We start from the raw sequence: 12028 nt of genomic DNA on the forward strand, positions 1-12028 counted from the left end.
ATCGTATATCAATTTGTCTTTTTTTCTGCATAAGTCTAATTTTTTGCTTCGAACGGTCTACCCGGAGTTCTGGTGGAGGATTGTGGAGGCTGCCGAACCGACGATTTACCTGACGTTCGATGATGGGCCAATTCCCGATGTGACGGAGTTCGTCTTGGAACAGTTGGATAAATTTGCCGCTCAGGCTACCTTTTTCTGTATTGGCGATAATGTTCGAAAGCACAAAGATGTACTGTATAAAGTACTGGAAGCCGGGCACATGGTCGGTAATCATACCTTCAATCACCTGAACGGCTGGAAAACAGATGATACTACCTATCTGGAAAATATCCAAAAATGCCAGGACCTGTTGGGCATCGAAACATCGCTGTTCAGACCCCCTTACGGCCGGATAAAAAAGACACAGGTTGCCGAAGTGCTAGAAAATTATTCTATCGTTATGTGGGAGGTTCTAACCGGCGATTTCGACCGTAGTCTGCCCGCTGATGTGTGCCTTCGGAAAACCATTCAATACACCCGGCCCGGTTCCATTGTGGTCTTTCATGATAGTTTGAAAGCCTGGCCAACGATGCGGTATGTGTTGCCCCGCACACTGGCTTATTTTGCCGCTCGCGGGTACTCATTTCGTGCAGTTCCGCAACCTGTTTATGCCGGTTACTGATGCGTCTGCCGTGCCACTGCCCGGTTCAGATCATCCGCTGATCAGCATTTTAATTGCCGCCCGCAACGAAGAAAATTCGATTCTGGATTGCCTGAAAGCCATAACTCAACTCAATTATCCTCCCGAACGCATCGAAGTACTTGTTGGAAATGACCACTCAACCGACCAGACCATGATAGTGGTGGCCGGGTTCATTGCTGACAAAGCTGACTATCAGTTGATTGATATTAACACCGCATTCGAAGGAGTAAAGGGCAAAGCCAAAGTGTTGGCACAGTTGGCCCAACAGGCGCGGGGTTCGCTATTTTTTTTTACCGATGCCGATACTCAGGTACCTGCTGATTGGCTGGTTAACATGAGTCGACAATTTACAAAAGGCGTTGGCATTGTCACGGGCGTTACGCTTCCCGAAGGACTGGGCTTTTTTTCTAGACTTCAAACCATTGACTGGCTTTATAACCTGACGCTGACCCATTTGGTCAGTATACTGGGTGTGCCGGTAACGGCTATGGGCAATAATATGGCTGTAAGTCGTGTGGGGTATGAAGCGGTTGGTGGCTATGAATCGTTGCCGTTTTCGGTGGTGGAAGATTATACCCTTTTTCGAACTATTGTAGAACAGGGTTACGGTTTTCGTAATCTTCTGAATGAAGAGGTACTGGCTAAAACGAAGCCGGTTGATACCGTTCTGGCATTCTTTCAGCAACGTAAACGCTGGATGCGGGGTGCCACCGCCTTGCCAGCCTGGATGGTTGTTTCGCTCTATGGACAATACCTCGCAGGACCACTTTTGTTATTGCTGGCGTGGTTTTCGCCCGTTCTGGCCATAGGCTTGTATATGATTAAGTTACTCATCCAAACAATGATACTTTCGTTTGGATTAAGCCGCCTGAAGCAAACCAAGTTGTGGCCTTATGCGTTGATTTTTGAACTCTACCAGCTCATTATTGGTCCGTTGTCAGTTGTTTTTTACCTGCTGCCAATCAAGATTGAGTGGAAAGGTAGGGAATATAATTAGTCACTTTTTTGAAAATGATTCTCATAGATACCCACGCCCATATTTACGACTCCCAGTTTGACGGCGACCGGGACAATATGCTCCATGAAGCAGAAAAACAGCAGATCAGTCAGATATGGATGCCTAATTGTGCCCGCGAAACGATACCGGGTATGATGGCCCTCGCCAACCAATACCCCGACCGATGTTTGCCGATGATGGGGCTTCATCCCGCCTATGTAAACGGCACTGTAGATGATGAACTGGCGGCTGTCGAAGACCACCTCAACCGCAACGCGTTCATGGCCGTTGGCGAAATCGGGCTGGATTTTTATTGGGACATGACCTACGTCGATGAGCAATTTGCCGCTTTCGAGACGCAGTTACGCTGGGCGGCTGAACAAAAATTGCCTGTTTCGATGCACACCCGTTCGGGGCACGACCGAAATGCGTTTGTCGAAGCGGCCGATTTAATTGAAAAGTTAGCACTTCCGGGTTTAACGGGTATATTTCATTGTTTTGTCGGCACACTCGATGAAGCCAACAGAGCGATTGATATGGGCTTTAAGTTGGGCATAGGGGGTGTGTCTACCTTTAAAAATGGGGGAATCGACAAGGTTTTGCCTCATGTTAGTTTGGAGCATCTGGTGCTGGAAACAGATAGCCCGTACCTCGCCCCTGTACCGTACCGCGGCAAACGAAATGAACCGGCCTATATTCGACTTATCGCTCAACGCCTTGCTGATCTCAAGCAAGTTAGCCTGGACGATGTGGCGCGTCATACTACTGCCAACGCCCTGTCGATGCTCCCTGTTTTATATGCGAACTTCTTGCCGCAATAGGGGAGGTATGTGCTAAAAAGAATACCATACTAATGACTTATAAAACCGTTCATATCAGTCCCGTTTCACCCCGGCAACCGCGCATGTCTGTATTTGTTATTTACACCGGTGGCACGTTTGGCATGGTATATGACCCCAAAGCAAGCCAGCTTATTCCATTTGACTTCGATCGCGTATTTGAGCGCTTACCCGAACTCAGTCGGCTGGATTTTGACATCACGCTTATCACGCTGCACGAAATCATTGACTCCTCGAACATGAAACCCGCTATCTGGGTCGAACTGGCCCGGATGATTCAAACGAATTACGATAAGTACGACAGTTTCGTGATCCTTCACGGCACAGATACAATGTCCTATACGGCATCGGCCCTGAGTTTTATGCTGATTGGACTGAACAAACCGGTTATCCTGACCGGTGCCCAACTGCCTATTGGGGTAGCCCGCAGTGATGCCCGCGAAAACTTTATCACCGCCCTCGAAATTGCGGCCGCCGTGGACAGGGCCGCCGTGGATTCGGCCGCCGTGGATTCGGCCCGCTCCGGCGTTCCGGCCGTGGACACGGACACGGAGCATATACGCACACCTGTTGTACCGGAAGTGTGTGTGTATTTCAACTCGTTGTTGCTTCGGGGCAACCGGTCAACAAAGCAGGAGAGTGTACAATTCAATGCGTTTGCATCGGAGAATTACCCGCATCTGGCTACGGCAGGGGTTAGTATTGATTACAATCGGCCTTATATCCGTCCTCATCAACCCGGCCAGACACTTAGTCTACGCACAGTTTTTGATACGAATGTAACGATTCTGAAGCTCTTTCCGGGCATTACACAGCCGGTTGTCGAGTCCATTGTTAATATCCGAAACCTTCGCGGGTTAGTGCTCGAAACCTTTGGTGCTGGCAACGCCCCAACCGACGGCTGGTTTCTAGATACCCTTAAAGATGCCATAGACCGGGGCGTCGTAATTGTCAATGTATCGCAATGCGAGGGTGGACGTGTAACGCAGGGGCAATACCAGACTAGTAAACAACTTTTGCAAATCGGGGTCGTGAGTGGCGCAGATATCACAACCGAATCGGCCATTACCAAACTGATGATTTTACTCGGTCAGGAGAGTGACCCCGCTAACGTGCGGACGCTTATGAGTCAGTCAATTAGCGGTGAAATGACGGAATAAGGTAAATTACGTGATGTGTTTTTTTGTCGATTAGTTGCGTTTTCAGCGTCAATCGTGCATATTTGCACTCCCAAAGAAAAAGGGGACACAGAGAGCTGCCAGAGTGGTCGAATGGGTCTGATTCGAAATCAGAAGTACTCGCAAGGGTACCGGGGGTTCGAATCCCTCGCTCTCTGCCGGGAGTCAGCAAGTTAATTTGCTGACTTCGTTTTTAGAGAGGTGTCCGAGTGGTTGAAGGAGCACGCCTGGAAAGTGTGTATGCGGGTAACTGTATCGAGAGTTCGAATCTCTTCCTCTCTGCATTGAAGTCTACAAGTTTACTTGTAGACTTCATTCATTTTAGGGGTGTCCGAATGGATGAATCGGAACGCCGACCGGGGCACGCCTGGAAATTGTGTATGTGGGTAACTGAATCGAGCCGGGGTCGCGCCCGACTTCGAATGGCTGACTCTCTGCATTGAAGTCAGCAAGTTTACTTGTTGACCTCTTTCTTTTAAGGGGCTCCTTTCTACGTATCTATTCTATAAAAACACAAATGCCAGAGCATGTTCGCCCGGCAAATGTGTAAATCATCCATAAAACTATACTTCTATATACATACGAATAATTCATAGTCTTGGTTTTAAGTTAAGTAATAGGCAGGGAGAACTAATTTAGGCAACTGATTTTCAGGAAATCAGCAGTTAGAAAATCATAAAAAGCATAAGAATCAGTGTTCTATCAGGCATCGGGTAAACTCTTTCCATAGAGTGCTGTTAAGCAGATATACCACCAAACACCTATTCGCATGTGGAAAGAACAAGATAATCAACTTACCCGCGACTTTCAATTCGCCGATTTTAGTGAAGCCTTCGCGTTTATGACACGTGTAGCATTAGTCGCCGAAAAAATGGACCATCATCCCTGGTGGTCAAACGTGTATAATCAGGTAACCATCAAGTTGTCAACGCACGATGCCGGGAATATAATAACCGATAAGGATCACAGGCTGGCCGGTGCTATTGATAAATTGGTGGGTAATGCCTGGTGATAATAGGGTAGAGGCCGGTAGAATCTACGGATGAAACGCGTTCTACTACCGACTAACTACTAACTTGCGGCATGAAATTGTACCTCGTGCCGACGCCCATCGGTAATCTTGACGATATCACGCTTCGGGCCATTAAAATCCTGCAAAGTGTCGACTCCATTCTGGCCGAAGATACCCGAACTTCGGGCGTCTTGCTGCGCCATCTGCAAATCAGTAAGCCGCTCCACAGCTACCATATTTTCAATGAGCATCAAACTGTACAACGGTTGGTGAATCAGATGAAAGAAGGGAAAACACTGGCGCTGATTTCTGACGCGGGCACGCCGGGTATTTCTGATCCAGGCTTTCTGTTAGTGCGCGAATGCATCAAAAATGATATTATTGTCGAGTGCCTGCCCGGACCAACGGCTTTTGTTCCAGCACTGGTAAACTCAGGACTACCTAATGACCGTTTCACCTTTGAGGGATTTCTGCCCCACAAAAAAGGCCGTCAAACCCGGCTGGGCGAACTGGGTGCAGAGGAGCGGACAATGATTTTTTACGAATCGCCACACCGATTAATTAAAACACTTCAGCAATTTGCCGAAGTATTTGGTGCAGAGCGCCAGGCAAGTGTTTCGCGTGAGTTAACCAAGATTTTTGAAGAAAATCAACGCGGGCCATTGTCTGAGCTAATTGCTTATTTTGCTCAAAAAACGATAAAAGGTGAAATCGTTATCTGCGTACAGGGTAGAGAACCAGTTAAGGGCAAGGCCAAACGAGTTTATGATAATGAGGTTGATGACAATGAAGACGCTAATGATAATGACGATGAATAACAGACGTATGGTAAATCGGCTGTTCAGTTTTTTGCTTGTTTTTTGTTCATTATCGACCATCCACTATTCATCGTTTGCGCAAACGTTGTCGCCAGCGGCACGCGTTAGCCTGATTACGTATGGGGCAGGTGCCGACGACATTTCGTCGGTGTTCGGGCATACCGAAATACGAATTGTTGATCCTGTTATGGGTCTCGACCGGGATTATAGTTACGGTGGCTTCGATTATAGTGCCGACTATTTTATCCTTAAATTTTTGCGGGGCACACTTCCTTACTATTTGTCTGCTCATAATATAAACCAGGTCATTTACTATTACCAGCAACGAAACAGTGGCATACGGGAGCAGCCATTAAATCTTTCACCTGCCCAGCGGCAACGAATTCTTGCCATACTGGAAAAGAACTACTTACCTGAAAATAGAGAGTACCGGTACAAGTTTTTCTACGATAACTGCGCCACCCGTCCCCGCGATATAGTTGTTGAGGCTTGTGGCGACAGTCTCACTATTCCGTCGCGTTCCCGTAAGACCGGCAAATCGTACCGGGACTGGATGAATGATTATCTGAATGAAAAACCCTGGTATCAATTAGGAATGAATCTGGCCATTGGCTGGCCCGCTAATGAGCAGACGGATGGCTGGCATGCCATGTATCTGCCCGATCAGGTTCACGACCAGTTTTCTCATGCTACATTACGCCAGGCGAATGGGCAGGTTATTCCACTAACCGGAGAGGAACGGATCATTTTTAGTCCACAGAAAACATTCCGCCAGCAGGTCCCATTTCTTTTCGACCCAGACGTAGCATTTACCATTTTTGGCGTTTTAATTGTCCTTTTTACAATCAGACGATATGTGTTAGGCAAGGTAGATCGCTGGCTCGACCGGTTTTTGTTTGGCGTTTGTGGCTTCTTGGGGTGGTTTCTATTGGTGCTCTGGCTCATACGTGACGACGGCGTCACGGGTTGGAATCCAACGTTGCTCTATCTGATGCCACTTCATCTGCCCCTGATTTTTTGGGCGACTGGTGCAACGGCGACCGCTCGCAGAAGAACGCGTTACTTTGCATTTACTGCCGTTCTACTCATTTTTGGCATGATTCTGTCCAGGGTGCCGGGGGGTGTCGACGTGGTTTTCCCGCTGACGTTGCTGGTGCGATGCATCGTGAATATACAGCCTGTTCGGCAGGGGCGGCAAACACCGGCGCGGGTTGTCTAAATCCGCTCCGGTTATAATTTCGCGTTTGGTTGCTTTGTCTGGATGATAGAACAAACCATTGCTCTAAACTCCATGAAAAAACTCCTGTTACCCGGCCTGCTGCTGATTTGGGTTACGAATGTGCTGGCTCAACCTGTTGAGCGGCTCGTTAAAGTTATTGTAACACCCGATCATGCCGACTGGCTGTATAAACCCGGCGAACCCGTTAAATTCAACATCTCGGTCTTTCGTAGCAATGTGTTGTTGAAAGGCGCCAAACTCCGCTACGAAATTGGGCCGGAGAAAATGGAGCCCACAAAAAAGGAAACCGTTACTTTGAAAGAGGGCACCCTGGCGCTGGATGCCGGTACCATGCGTACAGCAGGTTTTCTGCGCTGTATCGCTACGGCAGAGGTTGACGGTAAAGAATATCGGGGCCTGACAACGGCAGGTTTCGACCCACAGACTATTAAGCCAACCGTTTCCAACCCTGCCGACTTCAAAACCTTCTGGGATAATGCGAAGGCTGATCTGGCAAAAGTGCCTATGGACGCCCGTATGACCTTGTTGCCGGAGCGTTGCACCGAACTTACCAACGTGTATCAGCTTAATCTGCAAAATATCAACAACTCCCGCTTCTACGGGATTTTGTGTGTACCTAAAAAAGAAGGAAAATATCCGGCTATTTTACGTGTTCCCGGTGCGGGAGTACGTCCATATTATGGTATGATTGCCGAAGCCGAGAAGGGGTTTATTACCCTCGAAGTGGGAATTCATGGCGTGCCGGTCACGATGGACCCTTCTGTATATGACAACCTTAGTCGGGGAGCCTTAAATGGGTATCAGGCCGCTAACCTCGACGACCGGGACCGCTATTATTACAAACGGGTTTATTTGGGTTGCGTTCGGGCAGTGGATTATCTGGCGAGTATGCCGCAGTTTGATGGACAAAATATGGCCGTAACGGGTGGTAGTCAGGGGGGCGCATTAAGTATTGTTACAGCAGGGCTCGATTCCCGAATCAAATGGCTTGGCGCTTATTACCCGGCACTGGCCGATGTAACGGGCTACCTAAGTGGTCGTGCCGGCGGTTGGCCGCATTTGTTCACAGGCGATAATCTGGCGTATAATAATAAACCTGATCGCATCAAAACAACGGGCTATTATGACGTAGTTAACTTTGCCCGGATGGTTAATGTACCAGGCTATTACTCATGGGGCTTCAACGATGAAACCTGCCCGCCAACGTCGATGTATGCCGCCTATAACGTAATTCCCGGCCCCAAAATGCTGGAACTCTATCTTGACACAGGCCATTGGACATACCCCGAACAGACGGAGAAAATGACCACCTGGTTACTTGGACAGTTAAAAGGAACGAAGTAATAACGTAGGGCGGCTGGAAAGCCGCTAGCCAAAGGAAAATTAGTCATCCTTAAGCTCGCGGCTTTCCAGCCGCCCTATAACGCAACCAATCAGGTCGAAATTTCGTAAATAACATATGCAACTCTTCGTCAATCCTGCGCTCAACGATACGCTCAAAGCTCAACTTGAGCAACAACTTCCAGCCGATGTAATGGCCGTTTTTCGGCACGATTTGCCTGAGACAGCGCAACAAGCGGCCTTTCAGTCGGCCGATTTCGTATTGGGTAACCCTCCGGTTACCTGGTTTTCGGACGATATGCCAAATATGAAATTCTGGCAGTTGGACTCGGCCGGGTTCGATGGCTACAAACAGGTTCAGGTAAAGGCGTCGATTGCTAACATGGGCGATTACTTTGCTCGTCCCTGCGCCGAAACGATGATGGCGGGTATATTGGCTGTTTATCGTTGTATTCCCGAATTGACACAGTTGCAACACCGGTCTGAGTGGATTGGCGCCCCCATTCGTGACCGGACAAACTCATTGTGGCAAAAACGTGTGGTAATATTGGGTACGGGTACCATTGGGCAGGCTGTTCGGCAAATGCTGACCGGGTTTGCCTGTGAAACCAGGATGCTTGCCCGCACCGACCCCCATGCCGATTTACATTCTGTAGAAGAACTCATCGAAGCGGTACCCCAAACCGATATTTTGATAAACTGCCTGCCCGGTACCGCAACGGGATTCGTGTCGGCCGAGGTGATTGCGGCTATGAAGCCGGGGAGCCTCTATGCCAACGTTGGACGTGGCACCACGACAGACGAACCGGCGTTGATCAGTGCGTTGCAATCCGGACATTTGGGTGGTGCTGTTCTTGACGTTACGGCGAAGGAGCCCTTGCCTGCCGACAGCCCACTTTGGACACTTCCAACCGTATTGTTGACGCAACACACGGGCGGGGGGCAACCCAATGAAGACGCTGGTAAAGTGGCGCAATTCCTTCGGAACCTGTCCCGTTTTCGGGCGGGGCAACCTTTGGAAAATACGGTAGAATTAGAACGGGGTTATTAGAATTATTAAACTAATTTGCTTTTTCAAATTGCCTTTTCGGGTTCAATTTGCCCGTTTTTCAACTTTTCTTTGTATATTTAAGGGACCGAAGAAGATCGTTATTGTTCGGTAAAACTGCGTACTTATCCACTGGAATAGTTCCTGAATCAAGTCAATGATAAACGAAGAAAATGAACAGCCGCTAGAGGACGATAATCAACAGCCGGAAGCAGGGTTGCCTGCCGATGATAGTGAGTTGAACAGCGCCTTTGAACCGGACGAACAACCAATCAACACCATCAAAGAAGTCCTGCACGAACAGACAGTCGTGTCGGGCTTATACGAAAATTACTTTCTCGATTACGCTTCTTACGTAATACTTGAGCGGGCCGTACCCGCCGTAGAAGATGGCTTGAAACCGGTTCAGCGCCGAATATTGCACGCGCTGAAAGAAATGGATGATGGGCGCTTTAACAAAGTGGCCAACGTGATCGGGCAAACCATGCAGTTTCACCCGCACGGCGATGCATCCATTGGGGAAGCTTTGGTCAACATTGGTCAGAAAGAACTTCTGTTCGATACGCAGGGAAGCTGGGGCGATGTCCGCACGGGCGATGGAGCCGCTGCCCCGCGTTACATAGAAGTACGGCTTTCCAGGTTTGCGCAGGATGCCATCTATAATGACAAAACCACCGAATGGCAACTATCCTATGATGGCCGCAAGCGGGAACCCATTACTCTTCCGGTAAAATTTCCACTGCTGCTGGCGCAGGGAGTAGAGGGTATTGCTGTTGGTCTTTCGACCAAAATTTTACCCCATAATTTTAATGAACTCATTGAGGCTTCCATCAATATTTTGAAGGATAAGCCTGTGTCGCTATTTCCCGATTTTCAGACGGGCGGTCACATCGATGTGAGTAACTATAACGACGGCCACCGGGGCGGCAAAGTCCGGGTACGGGCCAAAATAGAAGAGGTTGATAAGAAGACCCTCGCCATTCGCGATGTTCCTTTCGGTGTAACAACTCCGCAGCTGATCGACTCCATCGTGAAGGCGGCAGAGGTGGGTAAAATTCGAATTAAAGCGCCAAACCGAACAACAGCGGCTGTGGTCGACAACACGGCCAGAGATGTCGAAATTCTCGTGCATTTACAACCGGGTGTCTCTCCCGATGTTTCGATTGACGCCCTTTATGCGTTTACAGACTGCGAGGTCTCGATTTCACCCAATGCCTGCGTCATTATTGGCGACAAACCGCATTTCGTGAGTGTAACGGATATTCTGCGCGTGAACACGCACCAAACCGTTCACCTGCTGCAACGCGAGCTGGAGATTCGGCGTAGTGAGTTGATGGAGCGATTGCTGTATAGCTCGCTGGAAAAGATTTTTATCGAAAACAGGATATACAGGAAAATCGAAGAGTGCGAAACCTTCGAGGCTGTTATCGAAACGATCGATAAAGCGCTCAAGCCTCATCGGAAACTGTTTTACCGTGCCATTACCGAAGACGACATCATTCGCCTGACGGAAATAAAAATCAAGCGTATCTCGAAGTACGATGGATTTAAGGCGGAGGAACTGATGCGCCGACTGGAACAGGAACTCGCCGAAACCGAGGATAACCTGGCCAACATTACGCGTTTTGCCATTGCCTATTACAAAGATCTTCAAAAGAAATACGGCAAAGGCCGCGAACGTAAAACCGAGATCAGGGCGTTCAATACCATTGCCGCGAGTGTGGTGGCTGCTGCCAACCAGAAGCTGTATGTCGACCGCGAAGGCGGATTTATTGGGTACGGGCTCAAAAAAGATGAATTTGTAAGCGACTGCTCCGACATCGACGATGTTATTGTGTTCCGGCGCGACGGTAAATGCATGGTCGTGAAAATTGCGGAAAAAGTATTTGTCGGCAAGGATATCGTGCATGTTTCTGTATTCAAGAAAAACGACGAACGTAAGATTTATAACCTAGTTTATTTGGACGGGAAATCGGGTATCTCGATGGCGAAACGGTTCCCGGTAACGGGCGTTACACGTGATCGGGAGTATGATCTGACAATGGGGAATCCGAAATCGAAGTTGACCTATTTCAGCGCCAACGATAACGGCGAGGCTGAGGTCATCACGATTAACCTGACGGCCCAGTGTACGGCTAAAATAAAACAGTTCGATTATGACTTTGCTTCGGTAGGCATTAAAAACCGGTCGGCGCAGGGTAATATTCTGACCAAGTATCCTGTTCGGAAACTCACCCAGAAATCGGGGGGAGTGTCAACCCTGGGTGGAGTCGATATTTGGTACGATGAGCACCTGGGGCGTCTCAACCGGGATGAACGTGGTCGCTTTCTGGGTAACTTCGACGCAAAAGACAGTATATTAGTTGTTTATAAAGATGGTCAGTACGAACTCACGAGTTTTGACCTGACAAATCGGTACGAACCAAACGATATGGCTTTGCTTCAAAAGTTTGACCCTGAAATGGTGCTGTCGGCCGTCTATTACGAAGCGAACCAGAAAGCCTGGTACGTGAAACGGTTTAAGGTTGAGACGACTTCCCTGGATAAGAAATTTAGCTATATCGGCGATGCAAAAGGGTCGAAGAGCCTGGCGATCACCAACGACCGCTATCCACGAATCGAAATCCAGCACCAGGTAAAAGACAGGGGACCGCTTGAGATTATGGTTCTTGAACCGGAAGGATTTATTGATGTGCGGGGCTGGAAGGCATTAGGCAATAAACTACCTTTTGCGAAAGTCAAAGACGTTAAACTCCTGGAGCCCAAGATTGTCAAAGAAACAGCAAAAGCTGTTACTGTGGCTGAACCGATTACACTTGTTCCAACTGAAGTGGATGAGAAAGAATCTGTTCAGTTAGGTTTGTTTTCCTGAT

At 48.5% G+C, this 12028-nt stretch carries 10 protein-coding genes and 2 tRNA genes; all 12 read left to right on the forward strand.

The annotated features are described in order from the left end of the window. Positions 1-13: 13 nt before the first annotated feature. The 12 genes from CWM47_RS33735 to CWM47_RS33790 all read left to right on the forward strand — a co-directional run bounded on the left by CWM47_RS33735 (position 14) and on the right by CWM47_RS33790 (position 12027). On the forward strand, positions 14-661 hold the full coding sequence (locus tag CWM47_RS33735; RefSeq protein ID WP_100994164.1) for a polysaccharide deacetylase family protein: 648 nt from the start codon (positions 14-16) through the stop codon (positions 659-661). Then, positions 648-1679, forward strand: coding sequence for a glycosyltransferase family 2 protein (locus CWM47_RS33740; RefSeq protein WP_100992913.1), 1032 nt, complete (start codon positions 648-650; stop codon positions 1677-1679). The genes CWM47_RS33735 and CWM47_RS33740 overlap by 14 nt, the downstream gene beginning before the upstream one ends. 14 nt (positions 1680-1693) lie before the next feature. Further along, positions 1694-2500, forward strand: a complete 807-nt coding sequence (locus tag CWM47_RS33745) for a TatD family hydrolase (RefSeq protein WP_100992914.1) — start codon at positions 1694-1696, stop codon at positions 2498-2500. A gap of 32 nt (positions 2501-2532) precedes the next feature. Further along, positions 2533-3678, forward strand: coding sequence for an asparaginase (locus CWM47_RS33750; RefSeq protein ID WP_100992915.1), 1146 nt, complete (start codon positions 2533-2535; stop codon positions 3676-3678). 89 nt (positions 3679-3767) lie between these two features. Further along, a tRNA-Ser gene (locus CWM47_RS33755) sits at positions 3768-3854 on the forward strand. A 37-nt stretch (positions 3855-3891) separates the two neighbouring features. After that, positions 3892-3978: transfer RNA gene (locus CWM47_RS33760), tRNA-Ser, on the forward strand. A gap of 487 nt (positions 3979-4465) precedes the next feature. Then, positions 4466-4708, forward strand: a complete 243-nt coding sequence (locus CWM47_RS33765) for a 4a-hydroxytetrahydrobiopterin dehydratase (protein WP_100992916.1) — start codon at positions 4466-4468, stop codon at positions 4706-4708. A gap of 71 nt (positions 4709-4779) precedes the next feature. Continuing rightward, on the forward strand, positions 4780-5526 hold the full coding sequence (rsmI, locus tag CWM47_RS33770; RefSeq protein ID WP_100992917.1) for a 16S rRNA (cytidine(1402)-2'-O)-methyltransferase: 747 nt from the start codon (positions 4780-4782) through the stop codon (positions 5524-5526). Continuing rightward, on the forward strand, positions 5519-6745 hold the full coding sequence (locus tag CWM47_RS33775; protein ID WP_240625600.1) for a lipoprotein N-acyltransferase Lnb domain-containing protein: 1227 nt from the start codon (positions 5519-5521) through the stop codon (positions 6743-6745). The genes rsmI and CWM47_RS33775 overlap by 8 nt, the downstream gene beginning before the upstream one ends. 72 nt (positions 6746-6817) lie before the next feature. Then, entirely contained in the window at positions 6818-8110 is a 1293-nt protein-coding gene (locus CWM47_RS33780; RefSeq protein ID WP_100992919.1) for an acetylxylan esterase, read from the forward strand. 115 nt (positions 8111-8225) lie between these two features. Then, positions 8226-9158, forward strand: a complete 933-nt coding sequence (locus CWM47_RS33785) for a D-2-hydroxyacid dehydrogenase (protein WP_100992920.1) — start codon at positions 8226-8228, stop codon at positions 9156-9158. 154 nt (positions 9159-9312) lie between these two features. After that, complete coding sequence (locus CWM47_RS33790; RefSeq protein ID WP_100992921.1) at positions 9313-12027, forward strand: DNA gyrase/topoisomerase IV subunit A; 2715 nt, start codon at positions 9313-9315, stop codon at positions 12025-12027. Position 12028 lies beyond the last annotated feature (1 nt).

This window comes from Spirosoma pollinicola (genome assembly GCF_002831565.1).
GTDB classification, from domain to species: domain Bacteria; phylum Bacteroidota; class Bacteroidia; order Cytophagales; family Spirosomataceae; genus Spirosoma; species Spirosoma pollinicola.

What these genes read in the sequence shown, in the direction of transcription:
- CWM47_RS33745 (WP_100992914.1), top strand. Translation starts at nt 1,694, where the DNA reads ATGATTCTCATAGATACCCACGCCCATATTTACGACTCCCAGTTTGAC.
- CWM47_RS33775 (WP_240625600.1), top strand. Translation starts at nt 5,519, where the DNA reads ATGAATAACAGACGTATGGTAAATCGGCTGTTCAGTTTTTTGCTTGTT.
- rsmI (WP_100992917.1), top strand. Translation starts at nt 4,780, where the DNA reads ATGAAATTGTACCTCGTGCCGACGCCCATCGGTAATCTTGACGATATC.
- CWM47_RS33740 (WP_100992913.1), top strand. Translation starts at nt 648, where the DNA reads ATGCCGGTTACTGATGCGTCTGCCGTGCCACTGCCCGGTTCAGATCAT.
- CWM47_RS33765 (WP_100992916.1), top strand. Translation starts at nt 4,466, where the DNA reads ATGTGGAAAGAACAAGATAATCAACTTACCCGCGACTTTCAATTCGCC.
- CWM47_RS33780 (WP_100992919.1), top strand. Translation starts at nt 6,818, where the DNA reads ATGAAAAAACTCCTGTTACCCGGCCTGCTGCTGATTTGGGTTACGAAT.
- CWM47_RS33790 (WP_100992921.1), top strand. Translation starts at nt 9,313, where the DNA reads ATGATAAACGAAGAAAATGAACAGCCGCTAGAGGACGATAATCAACAG.
- CWM47_RS33785 (WP_100992920.1), top strand. Translation starts at nt 8,226, where the DNA reads ATGCAACTCTTCGTCAATCCTGCGCTCAACGATACGCTCAAAGCTCAA.
- CWM47_RS33750 (WP_100992915.1), top strand. Translation starts at nt 2,533, where the DNA reads ATGACTTATAAAACCGTTCATATCAGTCCCGTTTCACCCCGGCAACCG.